This is a genomic window from Mesorhizobium sp. M5C.F.Cr.IN.023.01.1.1, from assembly GCF_003997585.1.
Taxonomy (GTDB): domain Bacteria; phylum Pseudomonadota; class Alphaproteobacteria; order Rhizobiales; family Rhizobiaceae; genus Mesorhizobium; species Mesorhizobium wenxiniae.
Genome location: NZ_RZSU01000074.1, coordinates 1 through 23,736 on the forward strand (window position 1 = coordinate 1; position 23,736 = coordinate 23,736).

The following is a 23,736-nucleotide window of genomic DNA, read 5'->3' on the forward strand; positions in this document are numbered from 1 at the left end:
ATGGTCACCGAGGCCTCGGGAACGTCGGACAGCAAACCTTCGACCGTCTTGAGATCCGCCGCGGACGCCGCGCCCGTCATGTCGGCATAGGACCGGTTGGCGTAGACGACACGACCCTTGGTGTCGGTGACTAGAAGACCTTGCGACATCGAATCGACGAAGGCTTTCGACAGCTCGTCACTCGTCGAACGCGGTGTGATCTGCACGAAGCCGATGGCGGTGGCGAACAGGAAGCCGACACCGATCATCGCCAGCACACCAAGCATTCCAAGCAGGAATGGATCGCCAAGACGTTCGCGGAAAAGGCCGAAGACGATCGCGGCGCCAGTCAGGACGACGATGAAGACGATGAGCCGGGTGACTGCACCCGGTCGCGTGTTCTGGTCGACGATCGGTACCGGATAGAAATCGCCGCGCGCTTCCTTGGCCATGTGCCCCCTGCTCGTGAAATCCGGTACTTGCCCCTGCCCGGTTGAATCACATTCTCAGGGTCCGGAAAAGGCCTTGGCGGCAAATGTCCGCTAAAAATGACGCCCGTTCGGCGCCTGGTGTGGTGAATCCGAAATTCGCATTACCCTGGGTGCTGTGGGGAGCGAATTTCGAATTCACCACACCAGCAACGTGCTGAAAATCCAGTGTGGTGGATTTGAAATTCCGGAACGCTGACGCCCTCAATTCGTAGGGACTTCAAATCCACCACATTGGTGTTTCAAGCTGTTCAAGAGGCGCGAAAGGCGACTTGCAGTGGCGTGCCGCAACAGTCTAGTGTCGCGTCTTCATCGAAAGCCGATATTGGGGGCACCAATGCTGCAGTGGCTGGATAGTGTGGCGGGTCCTGGTTATGCCGCGGCAATCCTGTGGACGTTTGTCGCGCTTGTCCTTTTGGTCATCATTCTCCTCATCATCAAGCTGGTCCGCAATCTGACCTTCGGAACATTCGTTGCCGGCGGCAGGAACCGCAAGACGCGCCTGGCCGTCATGGACGCCACCGCTGTCGACAGCCACCGCCGGTTGGTGCTGGTGCGCCGCGACGACATCGAGCACCTGCTGCTGATCGGAGGCCCGACCGATGTCGTCGTCGAACGCGACATCCGGCTGTCGGCGCTGCGCCGTCCTGCGCTGACCGGAGATGGCGGCGGCCATCAGCCGGCACCGCGGCCGCGCGCGCCTCAACCGGCTCCTGCGCCAATGAGGCAAGCACCGCCTCCGCAGCCGGTTAGCGCGGCCCCCACGCCTGTCCGGCCCCATCAGACTGCACCAGCGCCAGCGCCGAGGCCAGCGCAAAGCCATCAATCGGCGACCATCACGCCGCTCCCCGCCTATGCCAATGCCGCTCGACACGCGCCATCGCCGGCAAGACAGGATTCCCCGGCAAAGCAGGATTCCATTGACGATACACTGATGAGGGAGCTCGAGGTCTCGTTTGATGTCCCGCAGCCCGCGCCGGAGAGCAAGCCGGCGGCAAAGGCGCCGTCGTCTCTCGATGACGAGATGACGAAGCTTCTCGGCGAGCTTTCCAGCCAGAAAAGATAACCGGCCAGAAACCGGGCCAGCGAACAGGCAACAAAAAAATGGCCGGAGACCGGCCATGACAAAATTCGCTTTGCTGCTTTTAGGCGATTCGCCTGTGCTTCAGTCGTCGCGGTAGACCTTCTCGCGGCGCTCGTGGCGCTCCTGCGCCTCGATCGACAAGGTCGCGATCGGACGCGCATCGAGCCGCTTCAGCGCGATGGGCTCGCCGGTTTCCTCACAATAACCGTAAGTGCCTTCATCAATGCGCTGAAGCGCGGAATCGATCTTTGAAATGAGTTTTCGCTGGCGATCGCGGGCGCGAAGTTCGATGGCGCGGTCGGTTTCCGAGGAGGCGCGATCGGCGAGATCGGGGTGGTTGGCGTTTTCCTGCTGCAGGATTTCGAGAGTTTCGCGCGCTTCGCGCAGTATGTCGTTCTTCCAGGTGACGAGCTTCAGGCGAAAGTATGATTTCTGCCGCTCGTTCATGAACGGCTCGTCTTCGGAGGGTACGTAATCGGCGGTAACGATGTCGTTCATTCGACTCACCCAAACAGCCCCAATTTTGGCGCCTATATATTCGCGGACCGAATACTGCACAAGCGCAATCGACGACAGTTTCACGCAATTGTTAATGTCGGGCAAAATGCTATGGGCCGCATCATTCGCATGAAGGGCGCGACCGGATTCGCGTATGATTCGTTGGGTTTGAAGGGTGCCGGCCATTGTGCGCAAGGCGTTTCTCATAGCTAATCCCGCATCGCCTTTTGACGAGTTTCGGTGTTTGGCACAAGCGAGGGGCCGGTGAGCAAGCTTTATCTGTTGAGGCATGCCAAGGCCGGGTGGGCTCTGCCGGGCATGCGCGATTTCGATCGTCCCCTCGACGCATCCGGCGTCGCCGACGCCGAAACGATGGGTGCGGCCATGCGGGCCCGCAGCTACATTCCGGACCTGACCCTTTGCTCCAACGCAAAGCGAGCGCGCCAGACCCTGGAAGGTCTGGCCGGCCATACCGATACAGGCCAGGTCCTGTTCCTCGATACGCTCTACAGCGAGGACGCCGCCGGCTATCTCAACCTCATCCGCAGCAATGGCGGGCCTAGCTCGCTGCTCGTCATCGGCCACAACCCGATGACGGAAGATCTCACTATCGCGCTTTCGGGCGACGGCGACGAGGCTGCCAGGGGAATGCTGAATTACGGCTTCCCGACTTCCGGCCTTGCGGTCGTTCGGTTTGACGGCAGTCTTGCCGATGCTGCGCAAGGCACTGGTTATCTCGAAGCCTTCCTGACGCCGGTCGATCTCTGACGCCATTTCAAACCTAGGCAGCAGCGTCTATATCGGATCGTACCGAAGCCCCGAGAGACCGCATTTTGGCATCATCGCTGACCACTTTCACCGACGAGGCGAAGATTGCCCTGGATACGCTGTCGGGGCGCGCTACCGGGCTTTTTTCGCCATCGCTGCGACTGGGTGTCACTGGTCTTTCCCGCGCGGGCAAGACGGTGTTCATCTCAGCCTTTGTGCACAATCTGATCCATGGCGGGCGCTTGCCGCTGTTCTCGGCGCAGAAATCGGGACGCATCGCCCGTGCCTTCCTCGAAGAGCAACCGGATGACGCCGTACCGCGATTCCAGTACGAGGATCACGTAGCGGCTTTGGTCAACGATCGCCTGTGGCCGGATTCGACACGTGCCATTTCCGAACTGAGGCTCACCATCGAATATGAATCGGCCTCCGCCTGGAGCCGCATGTTTTCATCAGGCAGATTGTCGGTCGATATCGTCGACTATCCCGGCGAATGGCTGCTGGACCTACCGTTGCTCGGTAAATCCTACGCTGATTTCTCGCGCGAAGCGTTCGAGATGGCCGTGCTGCCGGTGCGCGCCGACCTTTCGCAGGAATGGCGCTCGCTCTCCGCCGCAGTCGACCTGAATGCGGACGCCGACGAGATGACGGCGCGACGCCTCGCCGAGAGCTTCGCCGCTTACCTCAAGGCATGCAAGCTCGACGAGCGGGCGCTTTCGACCCTGCCGCCCGGCCGTTTCCTGATGCCCGGCGATCTTGAGGGCTCGCCGGCGCTGACTTTCGCGCCCTTGCCGGGCCTGAATGAGCGGCGGGCGCGTTCCGGGTCGCTTCAGGCGATGATGGAGCGGCGCTACGAGGCCTACAAGACATACGTCGTAAAGCCGTTCTTCCGGGAGCACATCACGCGCCTCGACCGCCAGATCGTGGTGATAGACGCTCTGCAGGCCCTGAACGCAGGCCCCGGCGCGATGGCCGATCTCGAACGTGCGGTGACCGAAATCCTCGCCTGCTTCCGCCCCGGTCGCGGCAATTTCCTGACTGACTTTTTTTCAAGGCGGATCGACCGCATATTGGTGGCGGCGACGAAGGCGGACCATCTTCACCACGAAAGCCACGACCGGCTGCAGGCGATCGTGCGGCGGCTTGCCGACCGTGCGGTGGCGCGAGCAAATTTCACCGGCGCCGATGTCGACGTGGTCGCCCTGGCGGCGGTGCGCGCGACCCGCGAAGGCACGGTCAAGCAAGGCCGTGAAACGCTGCCCGTCATCATTGGCACACCGTTGAAAGGTGAAAAGATCAACGGCGAAACATTCGATGGAAGAACCGAAACAGCCATATTTCCCGGTGATTTACCGGAGAAAATTGATGCAGTGTTCGATGTCTCTGGACCAGACCATCGGCAGAACCCGGGCCATTGGCAAAGCAATGAGGACCCGGCGATACGCTTCGTGCGCTTTCGCCCGCCAAAGCTCGAACGCACGGCTGAAGGCGTCACGCTGTCGCTGCCGCATATCAGGCTCGACCGCGCCCTGCAGTTCCTGATCGGAGATCGTCTGGCATGACCGCGCCCCGCAAGCCGGCGGCATTTCGCATCGAGCCGGAAGCCCCGCCAAAAGAAAGGGCAGCCTTGCGCCAGCCCGACGCTCCATCGGCCAGAAAGCCGCGCACCGTGAAGGCTGATCTTGCCGTCGTCACTCCGGCGGAAATCGACGTTTTCGACGAGCCGGACATCATCGCCGCCGAACCGCCGCCGGCGACCGCGCCGCGTAAGCGTTCGATGCTCGGTGGTTTGTTGTTCGGCGCATTGGGCGTTCTGGTTTCGCTGGCCCTCGGCCTTTGGACCGACCAGCTGATTCGCGATCTGTTCGCGCGTGCCGAATGGCTGGGCTGGCTGGCCGCCGGCATGGCCGTGATCGCGCTGCTGGCGCTTCTGATCATCCTCGTCCGCGAGTTCCTGGCGATCACCCGCCTCGCCGAGGTCGAAAAACTGCAGAAGCGGGCACTCGACGCCATTGCCCGCGACGATCCGAAGGCCGCTCGCGCAGTGGTCGACGAACTCTCGGCCTTCGTCGCGGCCAAGCCCGAAACCGCGGCCGGCAGACGCGCGCTGGCTGACCTGCGCGACGAGATCATTGACGGTGGCAATCTGGTGCGCCTGGCCGAGACCGAAATCCTCGGCCCCCTCGATGCGCGCGCCAAGGTGATGATCCTCGAAGCGGCAAAGCGCGTGTCGCTGGTGACGGCGGTCAGCCCTCGCGCTCTGGTCGACGTCGCCTATGTCGTGTTCGAAGCGGGCCGGCTGATTCGCCGCCTGTCGGAGCTTTATGGCGGCCGGCCGGGCACGCTGGGATTCTTCCGGTTGGCACGCAGCGTTCTCGCCCATCTGGCGGTGACCGGCTCGATCGCCGTCGGCGACAGTTTCGTGCAGCAGATCGTCGGCCATGGCCTCGCCGCCCGGCTCTCGGCCAAGCTTGGCGAAGGTGTCGTCAACGGCATGATGACGGCGCGCATCGGCATTGCTGCGATGGAGACCTCAAGGCCTCTGCCCTTCAGCGCCGCGAGGCGGCCCGGCATGGGCGATTTCCTGTCCGCGCTGACATCGTTTGCAACCAAAAAGCAGAAGGAAACATCCGCTTCCGACACGTGACAACCGTCGTCCAGCACCGCACATCCTGGTGGCTCGCAAAGGACGCTGTAGCCTTTTGATTTCGCGCATGATCCCAGCGCAAATCGCTTCCGATTTTCGGGGCCATGCGCTAGCGGTGACGAAGCATTAACCAATCTTGTTCATGGTCGGACGGGTTCCAAACCAGACTCTTTGTTGCCGGGTGTCGTCGATGAAAAGCGTGATCTTGTCCAGCGTCCTGCCCGTGGCGGTCGTGGTTTCAACAACTGCCGGCATGGCCGAAAAGACCTTTGCAGCAGAACGGGACAAGAAGTTCTTTCAATCGGTGGAAGGCGAATGGGTCGGCCCGGGGGAAATCGTCGCCGGCAAATACAAGGGCACGAAATTCACCTGCAATTTCACCGGCTCGACACCTGACGGCAAGATCGGAATGTCGCTCGACGGCGGTTGCCGGGTCGGCATGTTTACCCAGCAGATGTCGGCGACGATCCAGCACAAGGGCCGCGAGGGCTACAAGGGCAGCTTCATGGGCGGTGCCGCCGGTTCCGGCCTCGACATTATCGGCGGCAACGTGGTCAGCGCCAACAAGGTCGTCTTCACCATCAACCGCAACCAGTTGCGCGGCGTCATGCAGGCCCTTGTCCCCAACGACAATTCGATGACGGTGACGGTTGCGGTGCGCGTCGACCAGCAATTGGTGCCGGTCATCGGCATGAAGCTGAAGCGCGTCGATACGGTCGAAGTCGGCTCCATCGCGCCGAACTGAGCGATCATCTGCGCGTCCGACCGGACGTGCGGCGCGGCCCTATAAAAAAGCGGCAGCCATGGCCACCGCTTCTTTTGCAAAACTCAAATCGATTCTCAGGCCTTGATGGCGGCAGTCAACTCGTCATAGGCCTTGCAGGCCTCGTCCGACGTCGTAGCATCCTGATACTTGGTTGTGACCGCCTGGACCTTGGCGGCGAGATCGGCCGCCTTGGCCGGATCCTTGGTAATCGCCTCCTGAAGGGCTGCAGTCATGTCCTGAGCCTTCTTGGTCAGCATTTCGGTCGTGCAGTCCGGCGCCTTCGAGCAGGCCGATCCGGCAAGTGCCGCGATGCCAACGGCAACAAGCAAAAAAATCTTCATGTCGGTCGTCTCCCTCAAAAAAAGGCGGCGGACTTGATCGTCCTCCGCCCTTCACGGCCAAAGCCGCGCGTCCTTAGCGCCCGATTGCTGCAACACGCAACGCAGCGGGTGCATAAAGTTGTGGAGCGCGCCTGCAACACTGCCGCACCAGTTTCCGGATTCGGGCTGTTCGATCTCAGCCGAAGCCCCTATCTTGGCCGCTCGATGCCGCAGCACGTGCAGCGGTCGTTAGAGAGAACGGAACGGCAGGCATGGCGGCAGAAGCAGCGGGCAGCGATCTGATCCACGTGGTGGCGCTGCTCGCCGCAGGTGTTGTCGCGGTGCCGATCTTCAAGCGCATGGGCCTGGGTTCCATCCTCGGCTATCTGGCGGCCGGCGTGGTCATCGGCCCGTTCGGCATTGGCATCTTTTCCGAATCGGAAGCCATTCTTCACGTCGCCGAGCTCGGCGTCGTCATGTTCCTGTTCATCATCGGGCTGGAGATGCAACCGTCACGGCTATGGGGCCTCAGGCGAGAGATCTTTGGCCTTGGGGCATTGCAGGTCGGCGTGTGCGCGCTGTTGCTGACCGGCGTCGGACTGGCGGGAGGTTTTCCGATCTCGCAATCCTTCGTCGCCGGCGCCGGCTTCGTGCTGACCTCGACAGCCATCGTCATGCAGCTTCTGGAGGAACGTGGTGAGATCGCTGCGCCCAAAGGCCAGCGCATCGTCTCCATCCTGCTGCTCGAGGACCTGGCGATCGTGCCGTTGCTGGCCCTGATCGCCTTCCTGGCGCCGGGCGGCGCCGATATGAGCTTGACGCAGCGGCTGACGGAGGTGGGCATCGGCCTAGCCGCCATCGTCGGGTTGGTGCTGGCTGGGCGTTACCTGCTCAATCCGTTCTTCCGCATCCTGGCGGACGCCCGCGCCCGCGAAGTGATGACCGCAGCCGCCCTTCTGGTCGTTCTGGGGTCGGCGCTTGCCATGCAGCTCAGCGGCCTGTCGATGGCGATGGGCGCCTTCCTGGCCGGCGTGCTTTTGTCCGAATCCACCTTCCGCCATCAGCTGGAGGCCGATGTCGAACCATTCCGCGGTGTGCTGCTCGGGCTGTTCTTCCTCGCTGTCGGCATGTCGCTCGACCTGCATGTGGTCATCGAGAACTGGCGGCTTGTCGCCATCTACGTCGTTGCCTACATGGCGATAAAGGCGATCGGCATCTATCTCGTCGCCCGCATCCTCAAGACCGGTCACCGGGAAGCGCTCGAGCGCGCCGTCTTCATGGCGCAAGGCGGCGAATTCGCCTTCGTTCTCTATTCCGCAGCCACGGCGGTCGGCATCATCGACAGTCAGGCTAACGCGACCCTGACGGCGATCGTCATCATCTCCATGGTGCTGACACCGCTGGCCATTCTGGCATTGCGGTATCTGATGCCGCGCGACGAGCAGTCGCTCGAAGGCGTCGACATCGCCGATGGCCTTACCGGCAGCGTGCTGATCATCGGCTTCGGCCGCTTCGGCCAGATCGCCAGCCAGCCGCTGCTGTTGCGCGGGATCGATGTGTCGATCATCGACAATGAGGTCGAGATGATCCAGGCGGCGGCCGATTTCGGTTTCAAGGTCTATTATGGCGACGGCACGCGGCTGGACATTCTGCGTGCCGCAGGTGCCGGCCGCGCGCGCGCCGTGTTGATCTGCGTCGACAAGCCCGATGTCGCCGTCCGCATCGCACAGCTTGTCAAGGCGGAGTTTCCCCTGCTGACCGTGCTGGCACGGGCTTTCGACCGCGGAACCGCGCTGCAGTTGATACGTGCCGACGTCGATTTCCAGATTCGCGAAACCTTCGAATCGGCGCTTGTCTTCGGCGGCTCGACGCTGGAAGCGCTGGGCGTAGACCCGGAGGAAGTCGCCGAGGTAATCGAGGATGTCCGCCACCGCGATGCTGCCCGTTTCGAGTTGCAGCTCGCCGAAGGCGTTCGCGCCGGAGCGCGCTTCCTCAAGGGCAATATCGGCACGCCCATTCCGGCACCGCTCAGCCAGCCGCGCCGCACCGGTCAGGCGCTCAATGAAGAAACCGCCGGCGTTCTGCATAAATCCGAGCCTGCGGACTAAATACCTGGAGCAAACAGATGACCGAACTGGACGAACGTGCGCTCTCCGTCACCAAATTCTGGCGTGACGCCGGGAAAGATGCGTGGTTCGAGAAGAATGACGCCTTCGACGCGGAATTCCGCAACCGGTTTCTCGACCTGCACTACGCTGCCGCACGGCGTGAATGCGATGACTGGTCTGAGCATGCCGAAGGCTCACTGGCACTGATTCTCCTGCTCGACCAGTTCCCGCGAAACTGCTTTCGCGGCACCGGCCATATGTATGCAACCGACCCGCTGGCGAGGCATTTTGCCGAAAAGGCGACCGCCGCCGGTCAGGATCTGGCGCTCGACGAAGACCTGCGCGCCTTCCTCTATTTGCCGTATGAGCATTCGGAGCATCTCGCCGACCAGCTCAAATCCATGGACCTTTTTACCGCCAAAGCCCAATCCTATCTGAAATATGCGGTCGAGCACCTGGAGATCATTCAGCGCTTCGGCCGCTTTCCGCATCGAAACAGGATGCTCGGCCGCGAGACGACGCCGGAGGAACAGGTGTTCCTCGACGGGGGCGGATTTTCCGGCTGAGCTCAGTGCATCGGAGCCAAAACTGGTTAGAGGTTTGGTCCGATGCTTTAGGTCAGCCACCAATCCCGGCCAGACGTCAGTCGCTCGATGCCGGCGCTGTCGAGAGCGGCAAGCCGCTCCGCCACGCTTCTGCCGTCGACGGTGAGGTCAGGCGCGATCTCGGCCAGCGGCGCGAGAACGAAAGCGCGCTCCAGCATGCGCGGATGCGGCACTTCCAGCCCGGTTTCGCGGATAATCTGATCGCCGAACACCAAAATGTCGATGTCGATCAGCCGTGGACCCCAGCGCTCCTCGCGCACCCGCTTCAGTCTGCGCTCGACGTCGAGACAGAGATCGAGCAATGCGTGTGGTGCGAGCACAGTCGAAATTTCGGCAGCCGCATTGAGAAAATCCGGCTGGTCGAGCTTGCCCCAGGGCGGCGTCCGGTAAAGCGAGGAGACGACAACGACGCGCGCGTTCTCGTCAGCGTCCAGCATACGCAGCGCAGCGCCCATCGACCTTGCCGGGTCGCCGAGATTGCCGCCAAGGCTGAGATAAACCGTGTTATTCTGGCCAGACAACGGTCACCTCGACATGATCGAGCACACCGGGCACTGGCGCGTTCGGCTTGCGCACAGTGATCTCGGCCTTTTTGATCTGAGGAAACCGGGCCGTCAGCGCCCGGGCCACCTCCAGCGCCAGCGCTTCTATCAGAAAACGCCTCTCGCCGGTTATGATCTTTTCGATCACTCCGAAGGCGACACCATAGTGGACGGTATCCTCGATGGAATCATCGACCAGCGCGCGGCCGGGTTCGACGGAGAGCGCAGCGTCGACATAGAAACGCTGGCCGAGCGTCTCCTCCTCATCCAGCACGCCGTGCCGGGCGAAGAAGGCGCAGTTCTTCATGCGGATGACATACATCGCTCAGCGTCCCGCTCGATTAGAGCGACGTGCATCCACTTGGACGCAAAAACTACGCTCTAACGCTTTCAATCTACGCATCCTGCTTTCCGAAAATCGCTTTTGATTTTCGAGCCTATGCGGTGGTTTCACGGGCCAGCATAGCATCCGCAAGCGCCAGCGCATCCACATTGATTGCGACATCGTGGACGCGAAAAAGCTGCGCGCCCTTGAGTCTCAGGATAACGCTCGTCGCCGCCGTTGCGGCCCCCCTGGCCGAGGCGTCGCGGCCGGTGACGGCGCCGATGAAGCGCTTTCGCGAGGTACCCGCCATCAGCGGAAAGCCCAAGGCATCAAGTTCGGAAAACCGTGCCATCAGGTCGAGATTTTCCTCTGCTGTTTCCTTTTCGAAGCCAAAGCCCGGATCGAGCACGATTTGGTCGTCGGCAACGCCGCTTTGCCGGGCGATTTCCAGTGACTTCCTGAGGAAGGAAAACTGATCCTCGATCACGTCGGGCAGTTTTTGCCTGTCACGTCCGGTATGCATGATGACCAGCCCGGCGCCGGTCTCGGCAGCGACCCGCGCGATATCAGGTTCGCGCTGCAGGCCCCAGACATCGTTGACGATATGGGCGCCGGCGGCGACGGCAAGCCGAGCGGTGTCCTCGCGATAGGTGTCGACCGAAATCAGCGCCTTGCCAAGCCTGGCGAGCGCCTCGATGACGGGCAGCACGCGGGCCTGCTCTTCCTCGATCGCTACCGGAGACGCACCGGGGCGTGTCGATTCCCCGCCGACGTCAATGACGGAGGCCCCCTCTTCCACCATCCGGCCCGCCTGGGCCACCGCCCGTTCGGGCGCAACGAACAGTCCCCCGTCGGAAAAACTGTCCGGCGTGACATTGAGGATACCGACGATCACCGCTTTGCCGCCAAGGTCGAGATGACGCCCATGCGCCAGCTGCCATCGCCGTGTCGTCATTGTCCATCAACCATGTGTGATCCGCCAAAGATCAATTCCGTTGCGCCGGCAGCGGCCGTAGCGCATGGTGGGCAAAGAGGCAACATGATGAAACGATCACTGCTTTGCGCCCTGATGCTCGCTTTTTCCGCCTTGCCGGCGGGCACGGCGAGTTTGGTAAAGACATATAGCTACTTCAGCATCGGCGGCAGGACGCTCGATGATATCGGAACCCAGCTTACGAAACTTGGGCCCCAGGTAAAAAGTACAGGGATGCGGCATCCAGGCGCCACGCAGATGGCGTTCACCACACGCATCAGCTATGCGGAAAAATCGAATTCCTGCGCGATTGCTGACGCCAACGTCACTCTCAAAGTCAAGGTGATCCTTCCCGAGTGGCGCCGCTCGCGCAAGGCCGATGCGGGCGTAAGGCTGTTTTGGGATACATTGTCCGCCGACATCAAGCGCCATGAGGATCGCCATGTCGAGATCGCCAAGAACCATGCCCGCGACCTCGAGGATGCGCTGAAGGCGACGTATCCGCAGAAGACTTGCCAGGAGGCCAAGGCCAAGGCCGCGGAAATCGCCGCCGCTATCCTTGCCAAGCACGACCGGGCCCAGATGCAATTCGATCGCGTCGAGACAATCAATTTCCAAAGCCGTATCCTGCGTCTGCTGCGCTATCGCATGGAGCGCATCGAGAACGGCCGGCTGCCGGGTTAGCTCAGGCCAGATGGTAAGGTCGATTTTCGTGGAGTGGGGCGTCAGCCGGCGACGCCGAGCTTCTTCTGCAGGCTGGTCGACGACGTCGTATACTGGAATACGATGCGCTCGCCGGGGCTGACGATGCGCTTGGCTGCCTGCGCCATCAGGGCGACCTCATGGAAGCCCGACAGGATCAGCTTCAGCTTGCCGGGGTACCAGTTGATGTCGCCGACGGCGAAGATGCCCGGTACCGATGTCTGGAATTTCTCGGTGTCGACCGGGATCATGTTCTCGTGAAGATTGAGGCCCCACTCGGCGATCGGTCCGAGCTTCATGGTCAGGCCGAAGAACGGCAGCATCCGCGTGCACGGCACCTCGATATCGCCGCCGGGGCCTTTGATGGTCGCGGAGGAAAGCTGGCCGTCGGCGCCGGACAATCCCGTCACCTGCCCGACCTGGAAATCCAGTTCCTTCATCTCCTGCATGGCGTACATCTTGTTGACGCTGTCGGGCGCCGCGCGAAACTCCGGCCGCCGGTGGACCAGCGTCACGCTCTTGGCCACTGGCTGCAGGTTCAGCGTCCAGTCGAGCGCCGAATCGCCGCCACCGACGATGATGAGGTCGTGGCCGCGAAATTCCTCCATCCGGCGAACCGAGTAGAAGACGCTCTTGCCCTCATAAATCTCGATGCCCGGGATCGGCGGCCGCTTCGGCTGGAATGAGCCGCCGCCGGCGGCGATCACGACCACCTTGGCTTCGAACACCTCGTTCTCGTCGGTGACGACGCGAAAGCTGCCGTCCTCGAGCTCTTCCAGGCTTGAGACCATGCGGTTGAAGGTGAAGTCGGGCTTGAACGGCGCGATCTGCTCAAGCAGCCTGTCGACCAGGCCCTGCGCCGAAATCGATGGCCAGCCGGGAATGTCGTAGATCGGCTTTTCCGGATAGAGTTCGGCGCATTGCCCGCCAGGGCGATCGAGTATGTCGATGAGATGGCATTTCATGTCGAAGAGGCCGAGCTCGAACACGGCGAACAGGCCGACCGGCCCTGCCCCGACAATCAATACGTCCGTCCTGGTGATATCGGTCATGAATGCGCCTTCGCTGCGCATGACCGCGAAATCGGAATCGATTTTCGCTGGGGATCATGCGCCAAATCACGGTGCTACAGCGTCCTTTGCGTGTCCAAGAGGATGCGCGGCGCTATAGAGAACGGCGAGACACTGCATGACCATTGGCCCGCTGCCAAGCCGGGGCCCGAAAAATCGGCTATAAGCCGCGCTTCAGCCTTCACGCTTCAGCCCTGGCGGGCGGGCACGCGCACAACCAGGCCGTCGAGAGCGTCGCGCACCTTGATCTGACAGGAGAGCCGTGAGTTCGGCTGGACGTCGTAGGCGAAGTCCAGCATGTCCTCTTCCATCGCTTCCGGCTCGCCGACCTCCGCCGTCCATGCCTCGTCGACATATACGTGGCAGGTCGCGCAGGCGCAGGCGCCACCGCACTCGGCCTCGATCCCCGGCACGGCGTTGCGGATCGCGTTCTCCATGACGGTCGAGCCATTTTCGGCATCCACGTCAAAATGTGTGCCGTCATGGGCGATGAAGGTCAGCTTGGTCATTTGTCACCTGAAGGGAGTTCCAGCCGAGATAATCACTCAAGCAGACAAGTCAACTGCCGCGCGAAAGCGGCGCTCTATGCCGTTTTTTTTGGAAATCGGTTTAACGGCTGATGGCGGCGACGAAATCGCGCACTTCTTCGATCAGGGAGCCAAGCCGCTTGAGGGTATTGGTATCTTCAGGTTGAAGTTCGATCGCGCTGGCGCAATCGGCGACAGCGAAGGCGCCGACACCGCGCGCCGAACCTTTCAGCCCGTGCGCCAGAAGCAGTCTTTGCCCCACATCGGCGTCGACGATCCTGTCGCGAACGGACAGCGCCTGCTGCACGAACAGCGCCAGCACCTCCTGTTCGAGGCTGCGGTCGCCCATCGTCTGACGCGCCAGATGCGCCAGGTCCACCGGCCGCGACCCGGCCGTTCCCGACACATCGCCGCCGGGCATCGAGAAGGCAATGCCGTTTTCGCCACGCATGAATCTGCAACTCCGTTGTTCGACCGCCGCAAAAAAATAGGCCCATCCTGTGGACGACGGGTTAATGATTGGCCCGGAAAAATGTTGCGATAACGGCGCCGGAATCACAGTTTTGTTAACCTTATATTTAAAGTTTTACGTATCGCGCCGAATGCAGGTTTTCTTTACCCCGGTGTGTCATTACGATACGACAGGTCCATTTTCAGCCTCTTGCGTGGGACACGACAAGCAGAATCAATAAGTCCCGCGGCAGCTTGTACAGGGTAGCGAAGGCATGGCGAAGAAAACAACGACGAGAACGCTCGACAACGACGTAGCCAGGGAACTCGAGAAAGCACTTGATATCGACCTGAGCGGCGATGCCGGCGGCGACCTCGACATCGCAGCGTCGATGGAAGATCTGGAGGCGCAGATATCGCAGGCTGCCGACGAGTTGGCACGCGAAGGCCGTAACCAGAATGCCGAGCCTGTCGCCAGCCAGGGCGAGAATGCCGAGCCTGTCGCCAGCCAGAGCCAGCAGACGGAGCCTGCCGCCAACCAGGACGAAAAAGCCCAGGACCAGAAAGAAAAGCCCGCGGCAACGGCCAAGCCGGCTGAACTGCGCCCTGTGGAAACGCGCAATGGCACGCAGCCGGCCGGCTTCACGCCGGCCAATGACCCTCGTCAAAAAGATTACAAAACGCTGCTGCACACCCTCAATCGGCGTGCCTCGAACACGATCTACTGGGTGGTGGCGCTTGTTTCGCTCGCCTGGATCGCGGGCGCCGGTGCATTGGCCAACCTGCTGTTTGGACCAGGCATCTGGCAAATCCGCACGCCCGGCCAGTTTTTCGCCCGTCCCGAACTGATCGGCCTGGCGATCGCTGCGATCTTGCCCGTGCTTCTGTTCTGGGCGTTTGCAGCCATGATTCGCCGCGCGCAGGAGATGCGCATAGCGGCTCAGTCGATGACGGAAGTGGCATTCCGCCTGACCGAGCCGGAAAATATTGCCCAGGATCGCGTCATGATGATCGGGCAAGCCGTCCGCCGCGAGGTGGCGGCCATGGGTGAAGGCATCGAGCGCACGCTTGCGCGTGCCGTCGAGCTCGAAACCCTGGTCCACAGCGAGGTGAACCAGATCGAACGCTCCTACTCGGAGAATGAATCGCGTATCCGCTCGCTTGTCGACGGGCTGGGCAGCGAGCGCGAAGCGGTGGTCACCCACGCTGAACGCGTGCGCGCCTCGATCACCGGCGCGCATGAGACGCTGAAGGACGAAATCGGGGCGGCCAGCGACATCATTCGCGACAGCATTCTCAACGCCTCGACCAACCTGTCGATGACCATAACCAATTCCGGCGACACCCTGATCGACAGGATCAACCAAAGCTCGTTGTCGATCTTCGATTCGGTGGAAGGCCGGCTCGAATCGATCACGGACCGGCTGTCGACCTCCGGCGAAGCCTTCGCCAGCCTTCTCGATACGCGCATCGCCAAGCTGACGGACACGACCGACGGCCTCACCCGGTCGCTGACCGACCTGCTCGACGATCGGACCTCCGGCATGGTGTCGCTGCTCGGCGGCGCCGCGCGTACGCTCAACTCCGAATTTGAAGCCAGCCTTGACGGCATCGAGCGGACGCTGGCCGAACGCGGCCAGGCGCTGATTAGTGAATTTCAGACCCGCGCCGAAGCGCTGGACACCGGCACCCAGAAGCTCAACGCCGCGCTCGAGGCTCGCGCACGCCAGATCAACGAGACGCTGGTCGAGCGCGCGCGCGAAATCGCCCATACCTTCCAGGAGAGCAAGGAGACGCTGTCGGCGATGATCGATCAGGGCAAGACCCAGATCGGCGCCGACATGGCCGACATCGTTTCGTCGACTTCGTCCATGCTTGAAGCACGCGCCGGCGATTTCGCCGGGCGCATGGAAGCGGCCCGTCATGTGGTGTCGCGCTCCTTCGACGCCGATATCCGGCGGCTTTCCGATGCCCGCGTCGGCATCGAGGAGGCCGTCGAGAACCACAGCCGCAAGCTTTCCGAAAGCCGCGAACGCATGGCGGCGGCGATGGAGGCCGATCTGGCGAAATTCGCCGAAAGCCGCGCCGGCATCGACGCGGCTGTCACCGACCAGGTGCAGAAGCTTGCCGAAGGCCGCAACCTGATCGCGCGCGCCCTCGAAGAGGATCTGCGCAAGGTCAACGAGTCGCGCGCCACCATCGATGCTTCGCTCGGCAGCCATCTCGAACAGCTCGAAGAGGGCCGCAACAGGCTTTCACAGGCTTTGAACGAAGACTCCGGAAAACTGGTACAAGCTCGTACAATCATTGACGAAATGGTTGCCGGTCACGTTGGAAAACTCGCCGAAGGCCGCAGCATTCTTTCACGCGCCCTCGAGGCCGATCTCGGTAAGCTGGCCGACAGTCGCGCCAGCATCGACGGCCTGGTCGCCGGTCAGGTCGAGAAGATCGCCGAAGGTCGCGCCATCCTTGCCAAGGCGTTGGAAACCGACATCGTCGGCATCAAGGATCTCATCCAGAGCCATTCCGCCAAAGTGGCGGAAGACCGCGGCCTGCTTTCGCGCTCGCTCGAAAACGACCTGTCCGGTATCCGGGGCCTGATCGAGGACCATTCGGGCAGGCTCGCCGACGATCGCAGCCTGCTTTCGCAAACGCTCGAGGCAGACCTCGCCAAATTGGCGGAAAGCCGGTCGAGCATCGACGGGCTGGTCGCCGGTCAGGTCGAGAAGCTGGCCGAAGGCCGCGACATCCTCAAGCGCGCGCTGGAGTCCGATCTCAACACGATCAAGGACGTCATATCAGGCCAGTCCGAAAAGCTGGCGGAAGACCGTGGTCAGCTCTCGAAGGCGTTGGAAACCGACCTGCAGAGCGTGAATGGCCTTATCTCCGATCACATGAACAAGCTCGCCGAGGACCGTTCAATCCTGTCGAAGGCACTCGAAGACGACCTCGCCAAACTGGCTGAAAGTCGGTCGAGCATCGATGGTCTGGTTACCGGCCAGGTTGAGAAGCTGGCCGAAGGCCGCGACATTCTCAAGCGCGCGCTGGAGTCCGATCTCAACACGATCAAGGACGTTATATCAGGTCAGTCCGAAAAGCTGGCGGAAGATCGTGGTCAACTGACGCGAGCGCTGGAAACCGACCTGCAGAATGTGAACGGCCTTGTCTCCGATCACATGAACAGGCTCGCCGCAGATCGCTCGACCCTGTCCAAGGCGCTCGAAGACGACCTCGCCAAACTGGCGGAAAGCCGGTCGAGCATCGACGGGCTGGTTGCCGGCCAGGTCGAGAAGCTGGCCGAAGGCCGCGACATCCTCAGACGCGCGCTGGAAGCAGACCTCAATACCATCAAGGGTGTCGTCGCCGACCAGTCGCAGCAGCTGACCGACAATCGTGCAGAGTTTGCGCGGGCGCTGGAGGCCGATCTCGGCAGCGTCAACGGTCTCGTAAACAGCCACGCCGATAAGCTCATCCAGGACCGCTCGATCCTGTCCAAGGCGCTTGAAGACGACCTCGCCAAACTGGCGGAAAGCCGGTCGAGCATCGACGGGCTGGTTGCCGGCCAGGTCGAGAAGCTGGCCGAAGGCCGCGATATCCTTAGACGTGCGCTGGAAGCAGACCTGCAGAAAATTGCGGCGAGCCGCGGCGAGGTGGACGACATCATAGCCGGGCATGTCGGCAAGCTGGCCGAAGGCCGCGACGCGCTGACCCGTGCGCTGGAGGACGATCTCTCCAAGCTCGCCCATACGCGCAAGGAAGTCGACCGTTCCCTGTCCGGCCATATCGACCAGATCGCCGCCAGAAGCACCGACATTTCGGACGCTATTGCCGCTGACGTCGAAAAGATCGAGCAGGCGTTCAGCCGTCAGACCGGCATCATCGAGGAGCGCGCCGGAACCATGGAGCGCGCGCTGTCGACCGGTGTCGACAACGTCCGCAGCGTGCTCGAAAAGAGCGCCGTCTTCGTCGCGGGAGCGCTGCGTGAAAAGGTAATGGAAGTCACCAGCGCGCTGCATGAGCAGGCCGGCGCGGCGTTCAGTGACGCCGACCGCAAGATCGCCGGGCGTGCCGAGCAGACCTCGGCCGCCTTGCTCGCCAGGGCGGAGGATATCGCCCGCACCTTCGAGGAGGCGGACCGCCGCCTCGCCGCACGTGCCGAAGACACGTCGAGTGCGCTCATTGCCCGCGCCGAGGATACATCGAGCGCAATCATGGCCCATGTCGACAACACATCGAACTCCTTGCTGACGCGCGCCCAGGAGACGGCCGACCAACTGGCCGCTCGTGCCAGCGAGATCGCCGGTACATTCGATGCGGCGGACCAGAAGCTGGTTGCCCGCGCGGTCGAAACGGCGCAGTCGCTGGCGGCACGCGCCGGCGACATCCTGCGCAATTTTGAAGGCGCCGACGAACGGCTCGGCGTGCGCATCGGCGAATCGGCCGAAGCGCTCGCAGCGCGAGCATCGGACCTTGGCCGCATTTTCGATGCCGCCGACCAGCAGCTGATCTCGCGCATCGCCGAAGGTTCGGAGGCGCTGTCGGCCCGCGCGTCGGAGATCGGCCGTATCTTCGACGAGGCGGATCACCGTCTGGTATCCCGCATCGCCGACAGCACGTCGACGATCGGAGAACATGCCGACAACATCGTCGGGGCCTTCGCCAGCACCGAGCAGCGGGTTGCCGAACGTGCGCGGCAGACCGGTCAGGAACTTGCCGTCCACGCCCGTGAAATCGAGCAGGCGCTCGCCGGCGCCGACGAGCGCCTGGCATCCAGCGCGGCGGCTGCGGCGGCTCGCGTCGAGGAGCAGGTTGCCGGCGTCGAAAACCGTCTCGTCTACACCACCGAAACGATAGGCCAGAAGCTCAACGAGCAGGTCTCGACCGCTGAGGCGCAACTTATTTCGCGCGCCAACTCGATCGCCGAAACCTTCACTGCGGTCGGCCAGCATATCGGCCAGAGCACCAACGACGCGGCGAAGACCATCGGCACCAACACCCGCGAGCTCAACACCATGCTTGCGGCACGTTCGGCCGAGATCTCGAAAATCCTCGACGAAACGGCACGGCCGCTGGTCGAGCGCTTCGCCCAGGGCGGCTCGGAACTGCAAAAGAGCATGGAAGAGGTGACCGAACGCGCCACCGAGAAGCTGCGCAGCGAAAACGCCACCCTCGTCAATGCGCTCGCCAGCCGCACGGCCGAAACATTGTCGGCCGTCGAAGGCGCGCGCTCAACGCTCGCCGACAGTGTCGCCGATCTCATCGGCCGTATGAGCACCTCCAGCTCGCAGCTCGGTCAGTTGATCGAGCAGGCGGCGGCCAATCTCGGCCAGGTCGACGAACGCCTGACGGGCAGCACGCAAAGCTTTGCCGCGACGACGGAAAAAGCCGCGCAGACCTTCGCCAGTTCGGCACGCCTGGTCGATTCGAACACGACACGGCTTACCGAGCTGTCATCCGCGACCTTGCGCGAGGTTGCCTCGATCGCCACCAAGTTCGACGAGCACAGCCGATTGCTGTCCAGTGCTTCGGATCTGTTGAGCTCGGCCCAGAGCAACCTCGAACACACGTTGGAAAGACAGTCGTCGCTGGAGGATCTCGCCGTCGGCCTGGTTAAGAAGTCGGAGGATCTCGAAAAGGTCATGCGCTCGTTCGAGGATCTGGTCGGCCAGACGTTGCAGAACGCCGAAGGCAAGACGCTGGAGTCGGCGGACAAGATCCGTACCGCCATCGCCGACGTCGTCGATTCGGCAACGAAGCGCTTCGCCGACGCGACCGAGGAGATGCGGCGCACCGCCGGCTCGATCAAGAGCGAGCTCGACCTTACCCGCGCCGAGCTCAAGAAGGGCGTCATCGAGATGCCGGAAGAGGCAAAGGAATCGACCACGGCCATCCGCCGCGCCGTTTCCGAGCAGATCAACGCCCTGAAGGAACTTTCGGATATCGTTGCGAAATCGGGTCGCAGCACCGACTCCTCGGAGCCGCGCAACCTGCGTCCGGCACCGCAAGCGCCTGCCGCGCGCGCCACTGAGCCGCTGCGCCGTCCTCCGGCCCAGCAACCCGAACCTCGTGCCCCGCAGGCGCCATCGGGTGACACTGCACTGCGCGGCACACTCGAGTTGGAACGCCCGGCTGAGACGGCGCCGCGCCAGCGCGACCCCAATGGCCGTACGCCGCAGGGCGGCTGGGTGCGCGATCTCTTGACCGGGGCATCGCGCGAAGAGGGCGCCACGCCCGCGGCACCTTCGGAAGCGCCACGCTCGGCACCTGCCCAGCGCTCGCCGCTTCACGTCGTGGAGTCGCTTAACTCGCTTTCGGTCGACATCGCCCGCGCCATCGATCACGACGCCTCGATCGAGCTGTGGAACCGCTACCGGCGCGGCGAGCGCGACGTGTTCACGCGGCGTCTCTACACGCTGAAGGGCCAGCAGACTTTCGATGAGATTCGCCGCAAATATCAGATGGAGGCGGAGTTCCGAGCCGCCGTCGACCGTTATTGCGACGATTTCGAAAAGCTGCTCAAGGACGTGTCGCGCAACGACCGCGACAACATGATGGCGCAGACCTACCTGACGTCGGACACCGGCAAGGTCTATACGATGCTTGCCCACGCCAGTGGCCGCCTGCATTGATCAGGCGACAGGGAAACAAAAAAGGCGGGAAATTTTCCCGCCTTTTTCATGCCGTTCCGACCTCTTCGGGATCATGCTCTATTGATTGATCTCCGGTTCTACGAGCCTTGCCAGGTTTCGCAGCGACTCCTGCCAACCGAGATAACAAGCCTCAGCTGGAATGACGTCCGGCACGCCTGCCTGCGTGATATCCAGCTCCGTGCCGACTGATACTTTCTTCAGTATCACCGTCACCTGCATCTCGCCGGGCAAGTTAGGATCGTCGAACTTGTCCGTGTAGCGCAGGCGTTCGCCCGGAACGAGCTCGACATATTCGCCGCCAAACGCGTGGCTTTTGTCGGTTGTGAAGTTGCGGAATGACATTTTGAATGTGCCGCCGACTTTGGGTTCCAGATGATAAACCGTGCAGGTGAAGCCGTTGGGCGGTAGCCATTTCGCGAGCGCGTCCGCCTCAAGGAAAGCGCGGTAGACTTTTTCTGGGCTGGTTGCCAGGACGCGGTGCAGGCGTACGGTACTGGGCATATCATTTATCCTTGTGATTGGAGTGTCGATCCTGCCCAAGGACGAACGGGTCTTGACCAATCCGACACAAGTTCCGAGGTTTTTTGGAACCGGGGCCGCAGACCTTCATGTTAGGCTCCCTGCGACCGCTTTTCGACCCGTTGCGGAAGTTCGTTCGACCCTGCCGAATTCACGCCAATGACCCTAGTCGGACATTCCAGGCCCAAATTTTCTCCCAGATAGGGACCTCCAGTGGAACTCACCGCTTTGACTCAATCCAGTAGTTACTCGATTTCGACCTCAATGTCGCAAGAGGGCGAAAGCGGATCTTGACCGGACTAGATGCGTGTCGCCTATTTGGCCCGCTCGATACGCGGGGGTATATAAGCGGGCTTGCAATGATGAGGCTGGCGCTACCTGCCCGGCCGGCTCAAAACAAGGTGGGGGCCTATTCGGAGTTCGCCACGGGTGCGACCAGCGGCGTGATGCGGCGGATCGCGACGCGCCGGTTCTCGCGCTCGGGCTCCTGGGTTCAACCTTCAGGTACTGCTCGCCATAGCCCTGCGTCTTCATGTTCTCGGGCGCGATGTCGAAGACGTTGGTCAGCGCAGTCGCCACCGCCTGGCCCGCTGGTCCGACAGCGCCAGGTTCGCCACCTCCGCCCCGACCGCATCGCGAGCGACACTGGAAGATGCCAATCCCGCACCCACGTCCAAGCGACCTTTGCCTTTCAGGAAGCTCGATGACGATCAGATCTTTTGATAGTGATCTGGCGACCCCGTTCTACTATGTCGCCCGCAGCCACGTCGAACCGCTAACCCCTGTGCGGTCCTTGCAGCGAAGCAACATGAAGGTCGGGCAACGAGTCGGAGAGGCGACCGACAGGGGCGGCTCGATGTTGGTCCGGAAATGACGCAACCGAACCGGCCGGGGCATCGGCTCGGATTTCACCGCTATGGCGCGTTCTACGTCTCAATCGGGTGGCTTTGCGACACCAACTAGCAGCAGGATCGAAGTCGGGAATCAGGCGGATACCCGTCCTGCGATTCATGGACCGACGGCAATTTTGATCAGGCAATGAGCTGATGCGACCGGCGGTATCCGGCACACGCTTTTCAAGCACGGTGCTATTGTACAATCTCTACCAGGACGCGCTTACCTTGATAGCCCGATGAGTTTAGAATTGGTCTTCTAGGCGGCTCGTCAGAAGCCGCCGGCGAAGAAGCCTATCGAGGGAGGAAACCATGACGCCCATCGAACCAAACAAGTCGCGTACCTGGCATAGGTCAGTGCTCGGCGCGGCCGTGCTCGGCATGGGCGTGCTGCTGACGGGAACGAGCGCCGGCGCCGGCTCTGTGGACAAGACCCCATTCGGAAACACGCAGGACGGCAAGGCCGTGGATCTCTACACGCTCACCAACGACAGGGGCGCGTCCGTCAAGTTCATCGCCTATGGCGGTATCATCACGGCGATCAATGTGCCCGACCGCTGGGGCAAGCTCGACAACGTCGTGCTCGGCTTCAAGGAACTCGCCGACTACGAATCCATGAACCCCTATTTCGGCGCCTTGATCGGGCGCTACGGCAATCGCATCGGCGGCGCGAAGTTCACGCTCGACGGCACGCAATACCAACTCGCCGCCAATAACGGGCCGAACAGCCTGCACGGCGGCACGAAAGGCTTCGACAAGGTCGTCTGGGCGGTCGAGCCGTTGAGCAGCGTCAGCGGCGCCGCAGCGCGGCTGAACTACACGAGCAAGGATGGCGAGGAAGGCTATCCCGGCACGCTCACGGTCCAGGTCGTCTATAGCCTCACCAACGACAACGAGCTGCGCATCGACTACGAGGCGACGACCGACAAACCAACCGTGGTCAATCTCACGAGTCATTCCTACTTCAATCTCGCCGGCGACGGCACGGGTGGGATCGATGATCACATCCTCACGATCAACGCCGATCGCTACACGCCGGTCGATGCGACCTTGATCCCGACCGGGCAGCTCGCCTCCGTGACCGCCACGTCGTTCGACTTCCGCCAAGGGGCGCCGATCGGCGCACGCATCCGCTCGAGCGACCCACAGATGGCCTATGGCCGCGGATACGATCACAACTTCGTGCTGAACCGGTCGGGTGGTGGACTTTCGCTCGCCGCCCGAGTCTACGAGCCGCGCTCGGGCCGGATCATGGAGATCTCGACCACCGAGCCCGGCGTCCAGTTCTACAGCGGCAACTTCCTCGATTCGACGCTCGTCGGCGCAGCCGGTCAGCAATACCGCCAGACCGACGGCTTCTGCCTTGAGACGCAGCACTTCCCGGATTCGCCGAACAAGCCGTCATTTCCAACGACGGTGCTGAAACCGGGCGAAACGCTGAAGTCGACTACGATACACAAATTCTCCACCGACGCGTCCTAGCGTTGCAGCTGCGTTCTTTTCTGGTGTGAATCGATGGGTCGCCATGATTCGGAGATCATGGATAACGGGCGTTTCGATCGAGACACTGAAGCTCTGGGCGTCGTCGCTGTGGGAGGCAGGGCAGCGGATCCGGAGCTTGCTTGCTGGCGCTATGTCCCCGGCCGAACACGCAGCCTCTCCGCGGCGAAGCAGGCGAACGTTGCGGCTTTCCATCGCCCAAAGCCGCTGGCCGTAGCCAAACCAGACCTTCATGCAAGTCGCTGTCTACGTCCGAAAGGAAGTCGATTCAAAGCTGTAGCGCGAAGGGCGGCTTTGGAGAAGCGCCGGGAAGGTCGGTAAT

Annotated in this window: 20 protein-coding genes and 1 pseudogene; 10 read left to right on the forward strand and 11 right to left on the reverse strand. The window is 62.1% G+C overall.

Features of this window, described 5'->3' with window-relative positions; genetic code table 11:
* A partial coding sequence (locus tag EOA78_RS24785; protein ID WP_127317411.1) for a PAS domain-containing protein occupies positions 1-431 on the reverse strand: 431 nt, incomplete at its 3' end.
* A 373-nt stretch (positions 432-804) separates the two neighbouring features.
* Between EOA78_RS24785 and EOA78_RS24790 the strand changes: the two genes are divergently transcribed.
* Positions 805-1,533, forward strand: coding sequence for a flagellar biosynthetic protein FliO (locus EOA78_RS24790; RefSeq protein WP_164783921.1), 729 nt, complete (start codon positions 805-807; stop codon positions 1,531-1,533).
* A gap of 99 nt (positions 1,534-1,632) precedes the next feature.
* Here the strand turns inward: EOA78_RS24790 and dksA are convergent, their stop codons facing one another.
* The gene (dksA, locus tag EOA78_RS24795; protein ID WP_006202025.1) at positions 1,633-2,049 is read right to left on the reverse strand and encodes an RNA polymerase-binding protein DksA; all 417 of its coding nucleotides are present in this window, start codon (positions 2,047-2,049) and stop codon (positions 1,633-1,635) included.
* A gap of 264 nt (positions 2,050-2,313) precedes the next feature.
* On the opposite strand from dksA, the gene EOA78_RS24800 reads away from it, so the two are divergent.
* The 4 genes from EOA78_RS24800 (at position 2,314) to EOA78_RS24815 (ending at position 6,209) form a co-directional block, all read left to right on the forward strand.
* A complete protein-coding gene (locus EOA78_RS24800; protein WP_127317412.1) occupies positions 2,314-2,817 on the forward strand; it encodes a histidine phosphatase family protein in 504 nt (167 codons plus the stop codon).
* Between the two features lie 65 nt (positions 2,818-2,882).
* Positions 2,883-4,379 carry a YcjX family protein gene (locus EOA78_RS24805; RefSeq protein ID WP_127317413.1) on the forward strand — a complete coding sequence of 499 codons (1,497 nt, stop codon included), beginning with the start codon at positions 2,883-2,885 and terminating at the stop codon, positions 4,377-4,379.
* A complete protein-coding gene (locus EOA78_RS24810) occupies positions 4,376-5,464 on the forward strand; it encodes a TIGR01620 family protein (protein WP_127317414.1) in 1,089 nt (362 codons plus the stop codon). The genes EOA78_RS24805 and EOA78_RS24810 overlap by 4 nt, the downstream gene beginning before the upstream one ends.
* A gap of 190 nt (positions 5,465-5,654) precedes the next feature.
* Entirely contained in the window at positions 5,655-6,209 is a 555-nt protein-coding gene (locus tag EOA78_RS24815; RefSeq protein WP_127317415.1) for a hypothetical protein, read from the forward strand.
* A gap of 95 nt (positions 6,210-6,304) precedes the next feature.
* On the opposite strand, the gene EOA78_RS24820 is transcribed toward EOA78_RS24815, so the two are convergent.
* Positions 6,305-6,571, reverse strand: coding sequence for a hypothetical protein (locus EOA78_RS24820; RefSeq protein ID WP_127317416.1), 267 nt, complete (start codon positions 6,569-6,571; stop codon positions 6,305-6,307).
* 251 nt (positions 6,572-6,822) lie between these two features.
* Between EOA78_RS24820 and EOA78_RS24825 the strand changes: the two genes are divergently transcribed.
* Together EOA78_RS24825 and EOA78_RS24830 are read left to right on the forward strand one after the other, a co-directional pair.
* Positions 6,823-8,658 (forward strand): monovalent cation:proton antiporter-2 (CPA2) family protein, encoded by a 1,836-nt coding sequence (locus EOA78_RS24825; protein WP_127317417.1) that lies wholly within the window; start codon positions 6,823-6,825, stop codon positions 8,656-8,658.
* A 17-nt stretch (positions 8,659-8,675) separates the two neighbouring features.
* On the forward strand, positions 8,676-9,224 hold the full coding sequence (locus EOA78_RS24830) for a DUF924 family protein (RefSeq protein WP_127317418.1): 549 nt from the start codon (positions 8,676-8,678) through the stop codon (positions 9,222-9,224).
* A gap of 47 nt (positions 9,225-9,271) precedes the next feature.
* On the opposite strand, the gene folK is transcribed toward EOA78_RS24830, so the two are convergent.
* The 3 genes from folK to folP form a co-directional block, all read right to left on the reverse strand.
* Positions 9,272-9,784, reverse strand: a complete 513-nt coding sequence (gene folK / locus EOA78_RS24835; protein ID WP_127317419.1) for a 2-amino-4-hydroxy-6-hydroxymethyldihydropteridine diphosphokinase — start codon at positions 9,782-9,784, stop codon at positions 9,272-9,274.
* On the reverse strand, positions 9,768-10,127 hold the full coding sequence (folB, locus tag EOA78_RS24840; RefSeq protein WP_029352935.1) for a dihydroneopterin aldolase: 360 nt from the start codon (positions 10,125-10,127) through the stop codon (positions 9,768-9,770). Before folB ends, folK begins: the two co-directional genes overlap by 17 nt.
* 115 nt (positions 10,128-10,242) lie before the next feature.
* Positions 10,243-11,085, reverse strand: a complete 843-nt coding sequence (gene folP, locus EOA78_RS24845) for a dihydropteroate synthase (protein ID WP_127317420.1) — start codon at positions 11,083-11,085, stop codon at positions 10,243-10,245.
* 84 nt (positions 11,086-11,169) lie between these two features.
* Between folP and EOA78_RS24850 the strand changes: the two genes are divergently transcribed.
* Positions 11,170-11,787, forward strand: a complete 618-nt coding sequence (locus tag EOA78_RS24850; RefSeq protein WP_127317421.1) for a DUF922 domain-containing protein — start codon at positions 11,170-11,172, stop codon at positions 11,785-11,787.
* 41 nt (positions 11,788-11,828) lie between these two features.
* Here EOA78_RS24850 and EOA78_RS24855 read toward each other — a convergent pair whose 3' ends face one another.
* The 3 genes from EOA78_RS24855 to EOA78_RS24865 all read right to left on the reverse strand — a co-directional run bounded on the left by EOA78_RS24855 (position 11,829) and on the right by EOA78_RS24865 (position 13,853).
* Positions 11,829-12,857: an NAD(P)/FAD-dependent oxidoreductase gene (locus EOA78_RS24855; RefSeq protein ID WP_127317422.1), complete on the reverse strand. Its 1,029-nt coding sequence runs from the start codon at positions 12,855-12,857 to the stop codon at positions 11,829-11,831.
* Positions 12,858-13,063: 206 nt separating this feature from the next.
* On the reverse strand, positions 13,064-13,384 hold the full coding sequence (locus EOA78_RS24860) for a 2Fe-2S iron-sulfur cluster-binding protein (RefSeq protein WP_006334837.1): 321 nt from the start codon (positions 13,382-13,384) through the stop codon (positions 13,064-13,066).
* 100 nt (positions 13,385-13,484) lie between these two features.
* Positions 13,485-13,853, reverse strand: coding sequence for an Hpt domain-containing protein (locus EOA78_RS24865; protein ID WP_127317433.1), 369 nt, complete (start codon positions 13,851-13,853; stop codon positions 13,485-13,487).
* A gap of 274 nt (positions 13,854-14,127) precedes the next feature.
* Here EOA78_RS24865 and EOA78_RS24870 point away from each other — a divergent pair, with 274 nt between their 5' ends.
* Positions 14,128-20,481, forward strand: coding sequence for a kinesin (locus tag EOA78_RS24870; protein ID WP_127317423.1), 6,354 nt, complete (start codon positions 14,128-14,130; stop codon positions 20,479-20,481).
* Between the two features lie 78 nt (positions 20,482-20,559).
* Here the strand turns inward: EOA78_RS24870 and EOA78_RS24875 are convergent, their stop codons facing one another.
* Both EOA78_RS24875 and EOA78_RS37260 read right to left on the reverse strand, forming a co-directional pair.
* Positions 20,560-21,003 (reverse strand): SRPBCC family protein, encoded by a 444-nt coding sequence (locus tag EOA78_RS24875; protein ID WP_029352946.1) that lies wholly within the window; start codon positions 21,001-21,003, stop codon positions 20,560-20,562.
* A 427-nt stretch (positions 21,004-21,430) separates the two neighbouring features.
* Positions 21,431-21,656 (reverse strand): annotated as a pseudogene (locus tag EOA78_RS37260) (OmpA family protein); the annotation flags it as partial.
* 570 nt (positions 21,657-22,226) lie between these two features.
* On the opposite strand from EOA78_RS37260, the gene EOA78_RS24885 reads away from it, so the two are divergent.
* On the forward strand, positions 22,227-23,396 hold the full coding sequence (locus EOA78_RS24885) for an aldose epimerase family protein (RefSeq protein ID WP_127317424.1): 1,170 nt from the start codon (positions 22,227-22,229) through the stop codon (positions 23,394-23,396).
* The last annotated feature ends 340 nt before the right edge of the window (positions 23,397-23,736 follow it).